The 16,427-nt window shown below is 46.3% G+C and carries 15 protein-coding genes and 1 tRNA gene; 2 read left to right on the top strand and 14 right to left on the bottom strand.

Features of this window, described 5'->3' with window-relative positions; translation table 11 throughout:
• Positions 1-434 precede the first annotated feature (434 nt).
• The 4 genes from J5A52_02615 to rplA all read right to left on the bottom strand — a co-directional run bounded on the left by J5A52_02615 (position 435) and on the right by rplA (position 2,621).
• Entirely contained in the window at positions 435-818 is a 384-nt protein-coding gene (locus J5A52_02615; GenBank protein ID QUB37948.1) for a hypothetical protein, read from the bottom strand.
• 85 nt (positions 819-903) lie between these two features.
• Complete coding sequence (locus tag J5A52_02610; protein QUB37947.1) at positions 904-1,488, bottom strand: class IV adenylate cyclase; 585 nt, start codon at positions 1,486-1,488, stop codon at positions 904-906.
• Between the two features lie 39 nt (positions 1,489-1,527).
• A complete protein-coding gene (locus tag J5A52_02605) occupies positions 1,528-1,758 on the bottom strand; it encodes a GreA/GreB family elongation factor (GenBank protein ID QUB37997.1) in 231 nt (76 codons plus the stop codon).
• A gap of 173 nt (positions 1,759-1,931) precedes the next feature.
• The gene (rplA, locus tag J5A52_02600; GenBank protein ID QUB37996.1) at positions 1,932-2,621 is read right to left on the bottom strand and encodes a 50S ribosomal protein L1; all 690 of its coding nucleotides are present in this window, start codon (positions 2,619-2,621) and stop codon (positions 1,932-1,934) included.
• Positions 2,622-3,240: 619 nt separating this feature from the next.
• On the opposite strand from rplA, the gene J5A52_02595 reads away from it, so the two are divergent.
• Positions 3,241-3,996, top strand: a complete 756-nt coding sequence (locus tag J5A52_02595; GenBank protein ID QUB37946.1) for a LysM peptidoglycan-binding domain-containing protein — start codon at positions 3,241-3,243, stop codon at positions 3,994-3,996.
• A gap of 393 nt (positions 3,997-4,389) precedes the next feature.
• Here the strand turns inward: J5A52_02595 and J5A52_02590 are convergent, their stop codons facing one another.
• The 9 genes from J5A52_02590 to J5A52_02550 all read right to left on the bottom strand — a co-directional run bounded on the left by J5A52_02590 (position 4,390) and on the right by J5A52_02550 (position 13,579).
• Positions 4,390-4,560: a hypothetical protein gene (locus J5A52_02590; protein QUB37945.1), complete on the bottom strand. Its 171-nt coding sequence runs from the start codon at positions 4,558-4,560 to the stop codon at positions 4,390-4,392.
• Positions 4,561-4,955: 395 nt separating this feature from the next.
• Positions 4,956-5,032 (bottom strand) — tRNA-Pro (locus J5A52_02585).
• A gap of 15 nt (positions 5,033-5,047) precedes the next feature.
• On the bottom strand, positions 5,048-5,926 hold the full coding sequence (locus J5A52_02580) for a M15 family metallopeptidase (protein ID QUB37944.1): 879 nt from the start codon (positions 5,924-5,926) through the stop codon (positions 5,048-5,050).
• Positions 5,927-6,083: 157 nt separating this feature from the next.
• Entirely contained in the window at positions 6,084-6,509 is a 426-nt protein-coding gene (gene rplK / locus J5A52_02575; protein QUB37943.1) for a 50S ribosomal protein L11, read from the bottom strand.
• 1,026 nt (positions 6,510-7,535) lie between these two features.
• Complete coding sequence (gene nusG, locus J5A52_02570; protein ID QUB37942.1) at positions 7,536-8,081, bottom strand: transcription termination/antitermination protein NusG; 546 nt, start codon at positions 8,079-8,081, stop codon at positions 7,536-7,538.
• Positions 8,082-8,102: 21 nt separating this feature from the next.
• Complete coding sequence (secE, locus tag J5A52_02565; protein ID QUB37995.1) at positions 8,103-8,291, bottom strand: preprotein translocase subunit SecE; 189 nt, start codon at positions 8,289-8,291, stop codon at positions 8,103-8,105.
• Between the two features lie 347 nt (positions 8,292-8,638).
• Entirely contained in the window at positions 8,639-10,282 is a 1,644-nt protein-coding gene (locus tag J5A52_02560; GenBank protein ID QUB37941.1) for a PAS domain S-box protein, read from the bottom strand.
• 1,887 nt (positions 10,283-12,169) lie between these two features.
• The gene (locus J5A52_02555) at positions 12,170-12,880 is read right to left on the bottom strand and encodes a M48 family metallopeptidase (GenBank protein ID QUB37940.1); all 711 of its coding nucleotides are present in this window, start codon (positions 12,878-12,880) and stop codon (positions 12,170-12,172) included.
• 138 nt (positions 12,881-13,018) lie between these two features.
• A complete protein-coding gene (locus J5A52_02550) occupies positions 13,019-13,579 on the bottom strand; it encodes an ATP-binding protein (protein ID QUB37939.1) in 561 nt (186 codons plus the stop codon).
• A 140-nt stretch (positions 13,580-13,719) separates the two neighbouring features.
• Between J5A52_02550 and J5A52_02545 the strand changes: the two genes are divergently transcribed.
• Complete coding sequence (locus tag J5A52_02545; protein QUB37938.1) at positions 13,720-15,303, top strand: DUF11 domain-containing protein; 1,584 nt, start codon at positions 13,720-13,722, stop codon at positions 15,301-15,303.
• A gap of 264 nt (positions 15,304-15,567) precedes the next feature.
• Here J5A52_02545 and J5A52_02540 read toward each other — a convergent pair whose 3' ends face one another.
• The gene (locus J5A52_02540; GenBank protein ID QUB37937.1) at positions 15,568-16,389 is read right to left on the bottom strand and encodes a hypothetical protein; all 822 of its coding nucleotides are present in this window, start codon (positions 16,387-16,389) and stop codon (positions 15,568-15,570) included.
• Positions 16,390-16,427: the final 38 nt, after the last annotated feature.

The raw sequence follows: 16,427 nt of genomic DNA, 5'->3' as shown, positions 1-16,427 counted from the left end.
CTATTAACCCATACCGAGCGCAAGTCCGGATTAGGCTCTATTAGTTTAGCTATTGGCTGCAATGCCGCCAGTATTACCAAACAAACCAAGGTGGATATTGAAAGAGTCTTTAGCAAAAGTAATGTTGCCACCATTACTTACGGCAATGGGGGCTGAGTTTAGCAGCTGGCCGTGCCACTTGAGAAAACACTGGCTGCAGATATTTACTTTGCTAACCCGTATAAATCCAGCCAGCGCGGCAGGAATGAAAACTTTAATGGGCTAATTAGAGATTTTTATCCTAAAGGCACTGACTTCAAAAAGCTTACGGCTCTAATGTATATTAGACTTAGAAAATCTATTGAACAACAGACCCAGAAAGCGTCTAGGCTACTTAACCCCGCTTGAAGTCTTTAAGGCAAATTGTTGTGGTTAGGGTGTTAAGTTAAGTACCATCAAAGCCATAGTCCTACTCCCCTGTTAGCTACGGCATAAGCATTGACAGTATTAACAATATAGTGTATAATGTTGTTACTAATGAGTGAGCGACGTCCTGATGGTATGACGCCCTCGCGGCGCGCCCCCTTCTCCATCTTGCCCTCGCCATTATCATCATCGCTGGTCAAATGCCCAACGTCGGTGATATTTTGTGTTCGGACAACTGGAATATCTTGCCAGCGTAATAGTCGCACCAATACATCCCAATAGATATAGCCGACCCAATTGCCGATGTGCGGCTGCGAATACACCGTCAGCCCGCAGGTGTACATGCGAACCGTCTGCCCATCGAGCGGCTGGAGTTCATCTTTGTGGCGCGTGAGGGTGTTGTAGAGTTTCAAGGACCTATTTTACAGGAAAATTGGCGTCTGCTATGAGTTTGTATTTGTAGACGAAACTAGACTAAGCATGCAACAAATACAGTAGTTACTTTTTAAGCATATCTGGTAGGGGCGAATCAAAGGTGACGCTTCGTATTGAGGCGATGGTATCAAATGGAGTCAAGTGGGGATATTGTGCTCGGTAAGCCGCCATAACATCGCCAAAAATTGCATCGCCCCATGAAAGACCGAGAGCCTCGGCGGTTTCCCTGACTGCATGTTCATCGTTCGCTTCGATTTCGATATACGGCGCTAGCCATGGCCATTCATCGATGACAATTTCAGCATCACCTAACCGCCACGTTTCGCGTTTGGACTCTTGGAAAGAGGTATATGGGAGACCAGCAGCCTCTAGGATAGCGATGGTTTCTTCAAAATTATCGACGTTCACCTCGTGCTCTTTGGCTCCGTCAACGGATAGCTTGTCAAATTGCTTGTAAGTCATCGTCACGCAGTCGCCCTCGTCGCGGACGCGCAAATAGCCTTTGTTCTGCTTCATTTCGGGGCTGTCAATTGTCACTCGCCGCATTAGCCGCTCAGGCTTTTCGGATGATCCGCCAAGAGACCGCAGCTTCTGCCGAATCTCAGAGGTACTTATGTTGACAAATTTAGCTTCATACTCGGTTTTCATTGTAGTCACATTCCTTGTATTAAGTTGGTTTACTAAAAGTTATGCTGAAAGTTCACTAAGGCTACGAATCCTGGTGATACTTATTGGTATTTTTTTGTTATTGATGGTTACTTCTGTAGAGTCGCCAACTGATAGATCAAGTATGGCTTTGCCAATAGGGCTAAATATTGTCACGCCTTTAACATCACTGCGTCCGCAGAAATCCTTAACATCATGGGTTGCGCCAGTCACAAGAGTCGTTATAATGTTCCCAGTTTTGTCGTATCCGATATCGACAACACTGCCAAGCGATACCGTATTGCCTTCGGTTTCATCCGTAGATAAGTGCTTCGTTTATGGATTCGTGGAGGGCATTAAGCTTCCTTGCAGCCAATGCAGGGTTTTGATACCTTTCATGCTGTGTCATTGCTAGTTCTTCAGAGGTTGTCCCGAAAATGCTGAGTTTAATTTACTTGGTTTTCGGTCGCAATCCCCGGCCCCATCGTCGTAGCAATAACGGTTGACTTAACGTAACTGCCCTTCAGGCTAGATGGCTTCTGACTCTGCAGACTAGCAAAGAATGTTTTAGCATTCTCCTCAAGCTTATCAACACCGAAGCTAACCTTACCAATGCTCAGATGGATGATCGCTTGCTTGTCAACACGATACTCAACCTTACCAGCTTTGGCTTCGGAAACCGCCTTGGCAACGTCAGCAGCAACAGTGCCACTCTTTGGGTTTGGCATTAAACCTTTCGGACCAAGTTGACGAGCGTACTTGCCGAGTTTTGGCATGTAAGCAGGAGTGGCAATGAGGACGTCAAAATCAAGCGTGCCTTTGTCGAGCAACTTCGCAACAACTTCTTCACCTGCAACGTCGGCGCCAGCTTCCTTTGCTTTAACAGCGTCAGCTTCTGGCGCAAAGACGGCAACACGGACGGTTTTGCCTGTACCGTGCGGCAGCACAACAGTAGCGCGAATGTTTTGATCAGCTTGGCGAGGATCGACACCCAAGCGCACATGAACCTCAACACTAGCATCAAACTTTGCTGGATTGGTTTCAGCTGCAAGCATAAGCGCATCATGTAGATTATAAATCTTATCTGCCTCAACTTTCTCAGCAACTTTACGATAAGCTTTACCGCGCCGCTCAATCAACGGACGAACTTTTGGTGCCGGACCTTTTTTTATCGCTGCGTCAACATCGCCTTGCGGCGTAGTGTCGCCAGCTTGTTTGCGAGCTTCTTTTTCTGCTTTTGCTTCAGCCTCTTCAAGCGCCTTAGCGCTGCGCTTACCACTTTTTGCCACAGCAGCTTCACGCTCTGCGACAACACCAGAGCCTTTAGTTGATTCGTTTGCAGTAAGCGATGCGTTGGCTGCACTGATCGCTGCTTCAATTTCTGCGATCGTGTTTTTTGCCGAAACATCAAGTTTTAGTTTAGCTGCTTGCTCAAGCAATTCGGCTTTCCTTGCCATAGTTTAGTGATTCCTTTCTGTGGTGCAAACGACGAGTCATTATCTTGACTAATCTCCCAATCTATTGAATTATTACACCTTTGATTGTACCAAAAAGCGCACGAAAAGTCTAGATATTTTGTATCTGTTCTTTTGCAATATTACGCAAAAAATCGTTGACAGCGTATTCTTGGCGTGCTAGTATCGGCCTTGCATGTTTACACTTTACTATTGACATATAAGCGTAAGCATTACATACCACGGTTTGATAATTTACAAAATTTATTACCTTTTGCCGTGGGGGTATAAGGAGGAAACCATGCGTTTCAACAAAGCATTAGCGGTGTTGGCAGTTGCCATTGTCGCAGCGCTCTGGAGTGCTCCGGCGTTTGCCGAATCTGCACTAACTACATCGGACGGCAAAACGTCAACCGATAGTAAACAAGAATCTGACAAAAAAGACAAAGAGCCAAAAAACGATAAAAAAGATGTCATCGTAACAGTGGCGGAGGGCGACTCGCTGAGCTTGATTGCCGAGGCAAACGGTACGACATGGACGCGTCTATTTGATGCGAATGAATCAATCACCAACCCAGATACGATCAATCCGGGCGATAAAATCCGCGTGCCAGCCGCCGACGAGCAGCTCACTGACCGTACAAGTGCCGCGCTTGCCGCCCAGCGATCCGCCCGCACGCAAGCAGCGCCTGTACCTGTCGCTCGGCGTAATACATATACGACACACCAATATACGAGCAAACCAGTCAGCTCAAGCAGTTACTACATTGGCAACGGCATGTGGTGCACCGACTACGTACATAGCCGCCGCCCTGATGTTGCGGTGTACGGCAACGCTGGCTATAACTGGATCAACGCCGCACAGCGTGCCGGCAAATCTACCGGCACAACACCACAAGCCGGCGCGGTCGCCGTCACAAATGGACACGTCGCCTATGTCGAAAGCGTTAATGCTGACGGTTCATATACCGTGTCTGAGATGGGCTGGAATTACAAAGCCGGTAATTATAATAAGCGTACGGTGCGGTCTGGGACATTCGGACAGTTTATCTACTAAACGACCGCGAGTGAGAAAGGGAAATGTGCTTCTTGTCCACGAGAAAGCACATTTCCTAGTCAGACTTAATAATTATCATACACGTAGTCGATAGCGACATTAAAGAGCTTTGCATAGCAACCTTCTTCGCTAAGCCCAAAGACCGTACCAACCATGTGGAGATATTCACTATCTATTTTATGGACTATTTTCGTTTCATTATAGAGAATAACCTACCAAGTTTCTAACTTGCCAATTATTCATCAGCTGTTGATATATAGCTACTTATCTTTTCTACAGATGATAGCAAAAAAACAGAATAAGTTTTGACTCACCAATAACGAGAGCCAGCCGTCTTTATCTGCTTTAAGATATGTTGGATTATCCGGGATTTACCTTTTTTAAGTTGATGGATTACCAAATTATTGCTCGATAAATTCCTATGACCTGCTTAAGCCGTATGTATTCTGCCAACTCATCACCGCGTAGTTCAGCGATTTCTTCCATAGTAAAATCGTCAGGGTGTCGATTCATCTTTATTCCATACCTCTTCTTGGCGTACTCAATGACATCAGATTCTGACACTTTAAATCTTCCTTCACTTGGTTCGTTATCTCTTCTAGGCTCATGCTCCATATGTATATATTATATCATACACCATGCGCAATTAATAGCTCAAGAAGGATTAACGATATTCAATGTTAATCCAGCCAGCGCAGCGAGCATAACGCCAGCAGAGCGCATCGTGGCTAATATTAGAGGCATTGTAAACTATCGTGTGGGTACATAGAATAAAAAGTGAGAACATCGAAAACAGATATTACTGAAACCGATGCTCTTTTTTACCCACACGGTAATTTGGAATGCCTATTTAGACTCACATCGCCTCATCATGGTGGCTAATGAATAGGTGTCTTTGGAGTCTTTTTGCAGCTAAACTTATCAAACTATTAAAACAAAATGACTCTCTGTCAAAAGACTGGTCGGGATGACAAGACTCGAACTTGCGACCCCACGGCCCCCAGCCGTGTGCGCTACCAAACTGCGCCACATCCCGACAGTTCTTATTATATCAGCGATTCTCAGAATTCCCGTACTTACGCTCTGAATCCATAAACTGCATATATAGCTCAAGCGTTTCAATCCCGAGTCGTCTCATTGCCTGTGCTATCTCAACACCGACATAACGCCAGTGCCACACCTCAGTTTCGTACCCAGTGATACTCGCAAGTTTTTCAGGGTAGCGCTGAATGAATCCGTATTCTGCGCCATGTTCACGCAACCAAGCATATGTAGGTGTTGTTGCAAAACACTCAAGTGCACATGAACCAAGCTTTACATCAACCGCTAAGCCAGTTTGGTGCTCGCTATATCCTGGCCTAGCACTCACTAGATCGGCAGCATCGGTATTTTTGTTAACAGTAACCCAGTAATCATAGACTGCAACCTGGTCGTCATATGAGCGATAGGCACTGCTCGGAGAAAATGACATGCCAGCAGCTGTAATAGCCTGCTTCATATTGGTATAATGTGCAGCGGCTTCGGCACGCAAATATTCGTTATCACCAATGCTAACGAGATCGTTTGGCTGCCATTTTTTCGGGTTAAAACAACGCGTTTTGCTGACAATAACAGTGATAGATGCAGGGTCAACAACAGGCGTGCATGTGTCACTGTAATGCACGATGTCAGCACGTGGACGTCTCTTTGCCTCGGCTTCGGCATTACGAATGTGCGCAAGCTTAGCTTGACGCGCCTGCTTGACGCGCTGCACGCGTTGATACGCCTCGTTAGCAACGATAGTACGTGCCCGGATCTCATTCGTTAATCTATGCGCAGAGTACATCGCCGATCCAACAAATCCACTCGCACTAGCGATCGCAAACACGATAATGCTCATGCAAACAAAATGTCGTCCGATCGCCTGAGACAACCTCTTTTTTATCTGCATATGTTTCATTATATCATTCATATTTTCCTGCATAACGTGAAGTATGAGAGAGCTTCCTTCAATAAAACATTCGTATTCGGCAACTTACTGTGTCCTCGCAGATAATAAAAAGCACTTCAGCCAAAGGCCAAAGCGCTCTCACTACCACCGTCTAGATCTAGTCGACAACTTCTACGCCCATGCTACGGGCAGTACCAGCAATAACTTTTACCGCACCGTTTAAATCAATCGCGTTGAGCTGATCCTTCTTCGCTTCAGCAATTTCTTCTAGCTGTGCGCGTGTAATCTTGCCAACTTTTTCGGCGTGCGGTTTACCGCTACCTTTTTTGATGCCGATTTTTTCGCGGATCATATCATCAACTGGCTGCCCAAGCGATTTCCATGTAAATGTACGATCTTCGTATACTTGAATATGCACAATAACATCTTTGCCCATATCCTTTTTGGTTGCTTCATTGAATGGATTGATAAAATCCATCATATTCAGACCCCATTGACCGAGCGTACTGCCAACCGGCGGACCAGCAGTTGCACGACCAGCCGGAATACGGAGTTTTAAATTGCCTATAACTTGCTTTGCCATAATATTATTTCCTCTTCTTGTGCAATTTGTAATAAGTAATGATTATAAGTGCGTAACAGGCTAATTATATGTTATTTATCATAATTCTGCAAACGTAACCTGTTCGGTTCACTAAACCAACAAAGAACAACCCGCTAAAATAGATAGTGTAAAAGCTAATTCTACGAAAGGGGTTGTTCTAATGAACAGTTTAGCAAATCTGCCGACAGAGCGGCAGTGTCACAAACAAATATTTAAGGCTATCTACGGCGTGTCAGGCTGTCCGGCTTGTGCGCATAGGCTGCTGTATCGCTCTAACTATGCTTGGTGTAGAGTCTGTCGTAAGAAGTGGTCAGTCAAGGCTGCTTGCTGGCTAAAACAGAGCAATTTAAGCTTTCGCAGCATCTGGCTGCTCATCTGGTGTTGGCAGCAGCAAAAGAGTGTTGGCACGACAGTTGACACCACTGGCAGAAGCTACCCGACAGTACGGCGCTGGTTTAGGAGATTTAGAGAACATATGCCGAGCAGCTCTCTCAAGCTATCTGGCATTGTTGAAGTTGACGAAAGCTTCTTCGGTAAACAGCGCTTTGGATCGCAAGCTATTGTTGTCGGTGCAATTGAAAGAGACACCAGGCGAGTACGCCTGCAGGTTATCCCAGATCGTGCTCAAGACACGCTAGAACTGTTCTTGTCTAATACGGTCAGAAGAGGGTCGCACATTACAACCGATGCCCATGCTGGTTATTCTGATCTAGAATTCTATGGCTACACCCATGAACGCTGCAACCATAATTTTGGTCACTTTGAACCCACCAACATGATTGAGAACTTCTGGGGAGTGCTCAAACGATCTCTTAGAAGACTGTACGGCAGATTAACCCTAGCCGACCTCCCCGACATCCTAAAAGAATGGGAACAGCGCCAAAACAACCCTGAAATGTTCTATACTGTAGATAGCTATCTACGAGCTACTGCCGGGCTGTTCGGGGTTGGTGCGGTGAACCACCTGTTCTATTGTCTTCACACACATACAGTACGCTTAAGATATTACACCTTCTTCACCTGTAGCGCATCCAGCTCTACTGGCGTGTCACGCCCAAACATACTAACCATAACCTTGAGTTTACCTTTGGCAGTGTCAATTTCACTTACTGCGCCCTCAAAGCCTTTGAATGGTCCGTCAATGATATTAACGACCTCACCCTCTGAAAAATCAATTTGATGTTTTGGATCTTCTACACCCATACGCTTTTTAATCTTATTCATTTCCGCGTCGGATACAGGTGTCGGCGACGTGCCGCTACCCACGAACCCCGTCACACCTGGTGTATTACGTACGATATACCACGTTTCGTCGGTCAACTTCATCTCAACGAGTACATAGCCCTGGAAGATCTTTGCATCAACAATCCTTCGCTTACCGTTTTTGATTTGAATCTGTTTTTCTTTCGGCACCATCGCGTCAAAGATCTTGTCTGCCATGTCAATAGTTTGCGCACGCTGCTTAATGCTATCCGCAACCTTCTCCTCATAGCCTGAGTACGTGTGAATTGCATACCACTGTCGTGCGCTGTCATAACGATTTTTTACCATACTAATTGATTCCTTTCCTTCCTACTTTGTACCGATAATCAGTTTAAATAGCCACGAAAACCCGTAGTCGATCAATAGAATGACGACAACGAACACAACAGTAAACGCAATAAGTGCGCCTGTCATCGCCCAGGTACTACGACGATCGGGCCAGCGAACTTGCTTGAGCTCTTGCCATGCACCAACGAAATAACCGCGGATAGCACGCAACGGGCTGCGGCGCGAACTTGTAGACTTTTCACCGTTCTCTGCGCTCTTGGGCTTTCTTCGGGCACTGTCTAAGAGCTTTTTGGCTTTAGAGACGGGCTTATCTTTCGCGCTCGGCGTGGATTTTGTTGTCACGTCCGCTGCTGCACTCTGCTTAACTTTTGCTGCAACTGTGCGTTTCGGCGCATTGCGATCGTTCGCCTTAATACGCGTTATAGTTGGCTTATTTTTTTTACCTTTCGTTGATTTTGTTGATGCTGCCACGGTGATTTCTCCCAATTAAATAAGTCTGGTATGAACCAGACTGTCAAGTTTATTGTACGCTGTACATGTCAAAATTGCAAGCGATGCTACTTCCTACGCTTCGCCGACGGCAAACTGAAACTAAAGGTTGAACCGTGATTCAAACGGCTTTTTAGCTCAATCGTCGTGTTTAATTTTTTTGCAAGTTTTTGCGCGACGTACAGTCCTAACCCCGTACCTCCCGTCTCGCGCGTGCGATAATCCTCGCTACGCCAGAACTTCTGGAACAAATGTTGCTGATCGCTGCGACTGATGCCGATACCAGTGTCTTTCACAGTGAATGTAAGCAATCGCGGCGCTGAACGTTTTACCGACACAGTAACGCCGCCCGTTTGGGTATATTTAATAGCGTTCGTAACAATATTTTGCAATAACTCTTTCAAATAGAGGCGACTCTCGTTAACGGCACCAAGCTGCGGGTCAAGGTCTAAATCGAAATAGAGTGATTTTTCGGTGGCCTCAGGAGAGTATTCGGCGTATAGTTCGCTAATTAATTCAGCAACGTCAATTAATTCTGGCGTGTCAGCAATACCACGTTCTGCGCGACTCAGCGTAGATAAGTCATTTGCCATTTTCGCGAGAAATACGACTTGCTGGTGTGCTGCGTTGACTCCTTCGTGCAATGTAGACTGCGGAATATCGGGGCGCTCCATCATAAGCTGGACATTACTGAGCGAGCCCTCGGCGATGGCGATCGGCGTACGTAATTCGTGACTGACAACCGAGATGAATTCATCACGCTCGTCTTCAAGAGACTTTTGCTTGGTTATGTCACGTAGAATAATAATATAACCGTCCCTGCCGCTCGCGTGCGTACTGTTAGCGCTCCGAATCGGCGAATAAACAACACTTAGACGAACAACTTCTCCGGATATTTTAGCACTAAGGTCATCGCGCATGCGAACGCTGTGAATACGATGCAAGAGCTGTGAAAATTTAACCGTCTCACTCTCGTTATTTTTCAGAGTGAGCACGGCATCAATTTTTTTTCCAGTCAGTTCAGAGTTGGTATCAAGCAGATCAAGCGCTGCCGCATTGTACAACTGAACTGTACCACGACTATCAACGCTCAGAATCGCGTCTGCCAAATTATTCACAATCGTCAGTACGCGGTCACGCTGCAGTTTTTCCTCAGTTTGAGAACGCAGCAGCTCACGCTGATCAATCGCCTGTGCTGTAACGATAGCATTCATAATACATGCCACTATCAGCGTGCCGGCAAAATGCAGCCCAATCTGAAACACACGCGTTAAATCGTCTGCCGAAATGATAACACTCGCGCTCGCTGCAACAAATAGCGTTGCCAAACTAAGCTTCACGCCACCTGTGCCGGCATGAACAGCACTCGCCAAAAATAACACTGACCACACGTAGATAAACGGCATATCAAAGCCCGATACAAACAATATATACAGTAGCGCGATAACATGAAATAGTACAATCCGCGCAATTGCGCCGTGCCGCGTTTTCATTGGTGCAAAGAAATGATAGAACGCTAAAATAACCCATGCTGCGTTAATTGCAACGATTAGCGGCGTTAGTGGATAATGCCGCACACCCGGCACTAATTGTAAGTATACGCTATATGCAACCAATAACAGCGGCAAAAACAATCCAGCGTAACGCAAAATCCTAGCACGACGCACATTTACCTCCAAGAGAATATCATTATTCTGAGACGACTCACCCATAATTACTCTTAGTATAGCCATAAGCGCGACAATTGCAAAGAGCTAATAGAATGCCAACTTACTGATCGCGCCGTACATATCCTCAAGAACAGCATCCCTATCATCTGTTCGGTCGTGAACGAAAATTACGCTACAAACGGTGCTTTTGGCTTATTTTACTTCCTTTTGGTCGCACCATAGCCCCTCCTGATCGCAACTCGCCATAATCATAATATTAACTGAATTTGAACCACTATCGCCCTTACTCTTACCCATAAACATCCAATAATTTTGGCTATTCTCTCAACCTAAAAATACCGGATATCGATATCCGGTATTTTTTATCTATTTTACCTCTGTTATCTTTTATTCTTTTTTCTCTTCTTTTATATATAAATATATAGAGGAGAATTATGGTAAGAATTATGAGGAAGAATTATATGGGATTATGGAACTATGAAACTATGGGAGTTATAGAGTTATAGAGTTATAGAGTTATAGAGTTATAGAGTTATAGAGTTATAGAGTTATAGAGTTATAGAACTATAGAGGATATCATTAAAGAGCTATGGAGAGTTAGGAGTTAGGAACATAGGAGTATAGGAGTTGTTAAAGAACTACTAAGGGAGCAGAGAGAGGTAGAGAGAGGTAGAGAGAGGTAGAGAGAGGTAGAGAGAGGTAGAGAGAGGTAGAGAGAGGTAGAGAGAGGTAGAGAGAGGTAGAGAGAGGTAGAGAGAGGTAGAGAGAGGTAGAGAGAGGTAGAGAGAGGTAGAGAGAGGTAGAGAGAGGTAGAGAGAGGTAGAGAGAGGTAGAGAGAGGTAGAGAGAGGTAGAGAGAGGTAGAGAGAGGTAGAGAGAGGTAGAGAGAGGTAGAGAGAGGTAGAGAGAGGTAGAGAGAGGTAGAGAGAGGTAGAGAGAGGTAGAGAGAGGTAGAGAGAGGTAGAGAGAGGTAGAGAGAGGTAGAGAGAGGTAGAGAGAGGTAGAGAGAGGTAGAGAGAGGTAGAGAGAGGTAGAGAGAGGTAGAGAGAGGTAGAGAGAGGTAGAGAGAGGTAGAGAGAGGTAGAGAGAGGTAGAGAGAGGTAGAGAGAGGTAGAGAGAGGTAGAGAGAGGTAGAGAGAGGTAGAGAGAGGTAGAGAGAGGTAGAGAGAGGTAGAGAGAGGTAGAGAGAGGTAGAGAGAGGTAGAGAGAGGTAGAGAGAGGTAGAGAGAATTAAGTAAAGAGAGTTTAGGAAGATTAGTATAAATCATAATGGAAGTAAGCAAACAGGTAGGCAGACGAAGTAAATTAAGTAAATTAAGTAAATTAAATTAAATTAAGTTAAGTTAAGTTAAGTTTTAAGGTAAATTAAGTTAGTTAGTAAATGGATGGACGAATGAATGAATGGATGAGTAAATAAGCGAATAGGTTGGTTAGTAGCAAGTAAATGATAGGTTGTAAGGTGGTAAGTTAGTAGGTAAGTTAGTTGGTAAGTAAGCGGATAGACGAATGAATGGGTGATGGATGAATGGATGATAGATAGACGAATGGATGAGCAAGCAGATGAATAAGCAGATAGATAAGCATATGAATAAACGTTTAGTAGCACTTAAGAAAGGGCAGATAGATATACTTGAGGCGTTGTATGGGTGTAGGTTTTGCAGTTGCAGGTTATTAGCAGATAGCCTTGGTATTAGGTCATTATCAAATTTGCATGAGAAGCTTAATGTATTAGAAACGGATTTCAATGATAACGCTTTTTGGAGCTCTTTGTAAGCCGCACATGAGCTGTCTGCCAAAAGTGTTTTGTCGTAGAGCTTGAACTCCTTTGCAGATTAAACATAATACTCCTCCAAATCCAGCAGATACACCTCGCCATTTTTAATAACCATATCCTTCTCTAGCTATTGCCTTCGCCAGTCGCAATTATGCGCTACAATACGGGTGTGTGGTGCTTAATTTGCTGGCGGTGCGTGCGGTAGTGCGGATCATAACGTTCCACCTCACGCCAGAACGCAGTTGAATGATTCATATGGCGCGTGTGACATAGCTCGTGAATCAATACGTAACGAATCAGTTCGTCCGGCAATTTCATCAGCGCAATGTTGAGGCTAATTGTGCCTGCGCTACTACAACTTCCCCACCGACTACCGGCATGACTGAAACGGACGCGAGCGTAGCGAAAACTATACTGCGCCGCAAGTTTCGCGAGGAGCGGCGGCAATAGCTGCTTGGCTTCTTTACGCAGCGTACGCCCGACCGCATCGCGAATCTGCTGCTGTACAGCCCCGTCTTCAAGTGCGTACGCTGGCGGCAACTTCACGATAATATGCCGTCCGCGAATCACTGCACTCGGCTTTTCTACCATTTGCGTCGGCACAACAGCAATACGATGTTGTCTGCCGATTATCTGCCCATGCTGATACGGCGAGGCAATTGATGTTCGCGCCGCCATACGGCGTAGTTCGCCGCGTGATTGATCAATAAACTCACGAATGAATTTGAGCGGCGTCAACCGCCCGCACGATACCGTAAACTGCCCACCCGTTCCCAAATGAATTCGCACACTGCGCGCCCCCGTCCGGCGCTTCACAATAATATCGCCGAACTCGGAGTCGTGAATCGTTTGTGGGCTACGCAACATACTCAGCCCCCAGTGTTATTACACAAACGCGCCGTAGCATATTACTCTGGTTTTTGTTACATGCGAGATGTACAGAATGCCTAGAAAAATTGCTGCGGTAGCCCGAAAAAGTTTCCCTGACAAACATTGAAGCCCGTATCATTGCACGCGAATCGGACGCTGTGCAACACGCTCGGCAGATTGCACTGATGGGGGCGCAGCAGAGCGGTTTTCGCTTCCCAGACGGCTCAAAACAGTACGCGCCTGCGTGGCATACGTATGCTTACCACTAATCACAATTGGTTTTTCGTGGATATGCGGCTCGCTGAAGCGCTTGATAGCACTATCAAATTGTTCGGCAGTCATAGTCTGTGCTTTCAGCACACGGCGGCGGCACGTAGACTCATCAACTTGCACCCACACAAAAAGCGGCTGGTAATTATGCATACGCGCCCAGCGTGCAAAGTCGGTGCGGTGCGTACGGCTGAGACTATCGCCTTCGTAGATGAATGTCTGATTGGTGCGCGCTATTTCGCCCAGAAACATCGCGTTCAGTTCGCTTGACGCCTCCTCATCGCGCCCACGCTCTTCTACATACGCCGCGTTGATAAATGGCGCATTAAAGGTTTCAGCGAATTGCTGCGCGAAAAACGTTTTACCACTGCCGGGCAATCCTACCATCATGATAGCATGCGGACGAGATAGGTGAACTGGCTTCATGCAGGTATTATAGCATACTGATTAATAGGTGAAATGCTTGAGGTTTTACGGGCGTTGATTTTGCTTAAGATTTGTGACAAAATACAAGGATAAGTACATATAAACGTGCGAGTGGTGGGGCACAGTAAAGGAGGGTATCCATGCAAATCGCAATACTAAGCCGTACGAAACAAATGTTTCGTATGTTAGATGTATCGCGTCAGACGGTTGCTCGGCGGATAAGCATGTCATTTGTGGCAATTGCACTCGTGCTGCAATCGTTCGTGCTCGTGGTGAGCGCACAGGCGCAGACATCAAGTGATGACATGATTTCGGGCGGCGTTGGTAGCAAAGAACAAATTCTAGCACACTACGATGCGAACACAAACAACTTCCGCGATGTCATGACGTATAACGGCATCACGCGAGCAGAGCTAGCGAGCATGTCGGCGATGAAACGTTTCACGGTTGACTCTAGCTCGTATTCGTGGGGCTGGACGCCGCGCTTTAGCGAAGCACAGGGTCAGCGCGCACACTCGGTAGCAGGGCGCACGATTTACTCGCGGCCGCATAGCTTATGGGATTTTAGCTGGTATAACGGCTGGGAGGGCAAATCGGCAACGCGCGGCACGTTCCGTATAGTGTCGGCATGCGGTAATTTAGTGACATATAGCGTGCCAACGCCGCCCGCTCCGAAACCAACGCCAAAGCCGGAGCCGAAGTCGCAGCCTGCGGTAACGTGCGATAGCTTGACGGTCACGCCGGTTCAAGGATCGCGTACGAAAGTTCGTATCAGCGGCAAAGCATCCGGTCAGAACGGCGGCGTCGTGAAAGAGCTCCGTTACTATGTGTTTGATGCGAATAGTAATACGATTATTCAAGCTTCAGCGCCTGGCGCAGAAAGCTCGACAACGATTGAGCTACCAGACGCTGCTGGTACATACAAAGCGCAAGTCTACGCAATAAGCGACCTTGGCAATATCACAAGTACATCGTGTACAGCGCAAATCACCGTACCGGAAAAGCCAGTCACGCCGACTCCGACGCCCGACAAACCAAGTATTACAATTACAAAAACTGTCAATAAACAAAAACACGCCGCAGTCGCTGTCGGTCAAGAATTTACCTACGAGATTACCGTCACAAACACTGGCAAAGTCGCGCTGAAAGACGCCGTCGTTACCGACAATGCGCCGGTGGAAGTATCTCTCATCAAGGCAGACGTGGGCACAGTCAAGGATAATACCTGGACGTATACGATCTCCGAGCTCAAAGCGAGCGAAGCAAAAAGCTTCGTGCTCACCGCAAAATACAGCAAGTATGTTGCGGGTACGCACAAAAATAATGTTTGCGTCGACACGCCGACTATCTCCGGTGAATCGGACGCCTGCGACAATGCAACCACGCAAACCAATGAAACTATTGAAGTCTGCTTGAAAGCGGAAAAAATTATTCGCACGATCAAACGTAGCGAATACGACGCCAGCAAGCATGTCGACAAAAACTCAGACGAATGCAAAACTAAACCAGTAAATCCGCCGGCAACGCCACAGACTCCACCGTCGACCCCCGCGCCGCAGGCACCATCAATTCCGGCGCAGCCCTCAACGCCAGCACCGTCGGCACCAACTGTAACGGTCATGCCGCAGACCGGATCGTTGAATGTCGCGAGCGGATTATTCGGCGTCAGCGGCATCGCCGGCATGGCATACGCCTATATCGCGAGCCGCCGCAGTTTGCGGTAACGCATGCGTGCAACTATGACAATTAGTCAATAAAATACACCCGACATTTCGAGTGTATTTTAGTTGATACAAACGACCGCAAAGGATTCGCATCCTCTTTGAGACTAGACAGCTCAGGAGTGTCAAGATTTAAACCTTTTCTACCACCGTTCATCGTATGAGGTTCTCTTAATATTTTGCTTAGGCTGTTACTCTTGTCTCCGTCAATAAAATCAATGTAGACAAGAGCTGAGATATTTAGATATTGGATGTCTTTCATGGATTCTACCTCGTATCCCTTACTTTATGACTCAAACAGGCATGAATATTATTCAGGCTTAGTAAGTCTTCCTCTGAACAATACCTCCCCCACTTCTCACCATCACCATGCGTTTCAGTATAGTCGATCATCATATCCTCTATCCCCCTCTCACGCGCTAACGTAACAAGATGAAAGGCTTCTTCCGCTACTGCTCTCATGTCTTTCTGTTCGCCATCGTAGGAAATGTAGATATAGTACTTTAGGTCTTGCGGGCGATTGTTGTAGAAATCAAGGTAGCTATCCGGGGTTGGCTGTGCAGCGGAATATGCTTTATCGTCGGGAGTGGCTCTGACATGTACTGCTCCAACGGAATGGTTCTGAATCATTGGTTGGATCTGCCTGGTTGCAGCTTTAGACCAGACAATAGTAATGTAGTTATCGTACGGCTTTGAGTCTTCAGAGTCACCTTTCTCTACGGTGATGACGTATTCCTTGTTTTTCGTAGGGTAAGCAGTAGCTTCCCATACGCCACGCGTATCTATGCTTGCTCCTTTTAGTTTCGGTTTCTCGACAATGAACTCTTCATGATAACGTTCCTGCAGAGACTGTACCATTTGTTCTTGTACGCCTTTTGATTGGCTTTGTTCGGTTATATTAAAGATGACGCTCAGGGTTAATGGTATTCCTACCCAAGGTATAATGATTATTAGTAGGATTATGATGATGGCTTTAGTAAGAGCAGTGATGAGTGGATGCTTTGCTGTCTTTTTCTGCTGTGATTGCTTGGCGGGTGATTTCTTGGCGTTGTTTTGTTTTGCCCTGCTTGCAGATTGTTTAGATACCATCGCTTGCCCTCGCTTATGGTTGTTAGGGTTAGTTTACT

The sequence above is a fragment of the TM7 phylum sp. oral taxon 349 genome (assembly GCA_018127705.1).
In the GTDB taxonomy this organism is placed as follows: Bacteria; Patescibacteriota; Saccharimonadia; order Saccharimonadales; family Saccharimonadaceae; genus Saccharimonas.
The sequence above is the reverse complement of the archived record's forward strand: the minus strand, read 5'-3'. Positions and strand labels throughout refer to the sequence as shown.

Coding starts and splice junctions, on each gene's coding strand:
- J5A52_02610 (QUB37947.1), bottom strand. CDS start 1,488: ATGAAAACCGAGTATGAAGCTAAATTTGTCAACATAAGTACCTCTGAG.
- J5A52_02595 (QUB37946.1), top strand. CDS start 3,241: ATGCGTTTCAACAAAGCATTAGCGGTGTTGGCAGTTGCCATTGTCGCA.
- J5A52_02580 (QUB37944.1), bottom strand. CDS start 5,926: ATGCAGATAAAAAAGAGGTTGTCTCAGGCGATCGGACGACATTTTGTT.
- rplK (QUB37943.1), bottom strand. CDS start 6,509: ATGGCAAAGCAAGTTATAGGCAATTTAAAACTCCGTATTCCGGCTGGT.
- nusG (QUB37942.1), bottom strand. CDS start 8,081: ATGGTAAAAAATCGTTATGACAGCGCACGACAGTGGTATGCAATTCAC.
- J5A52_02560 (QUB37941.1), bottom strand. CDS start 10,282: ATGGGTGAGTCGTCTCAGAATAATGATATTCTCTTGGAGGTAAATGTG.
- J5A52_02555 (QUB37940.1), bottom strand. CDS start 12,880: ATGTTGCGTAGCCCACAAACGATTCACGACTCCGAGTTCGGCGATATT.
- J5A52_02550 (QUB37939.1), bottom strand. CDS start 13,579: ATGAAGCCAGTTCACCTATCTCGTCCGCATGCTATCATGATGGTAGGA.
- J5A52_02545 (QUB37938.1), top strand. CDS start 13,720: ATGCAAATCGCAATACTAAGCCGTACGAAACAAATGTTTCGTATGTTA.
- J5A52_02540 (QUB37937.1), bottom strand. CDS start 16,389: ATGGTATCTAAACAATCTGCAAGCAGGGCAAAACAAAACAACGCCAAG.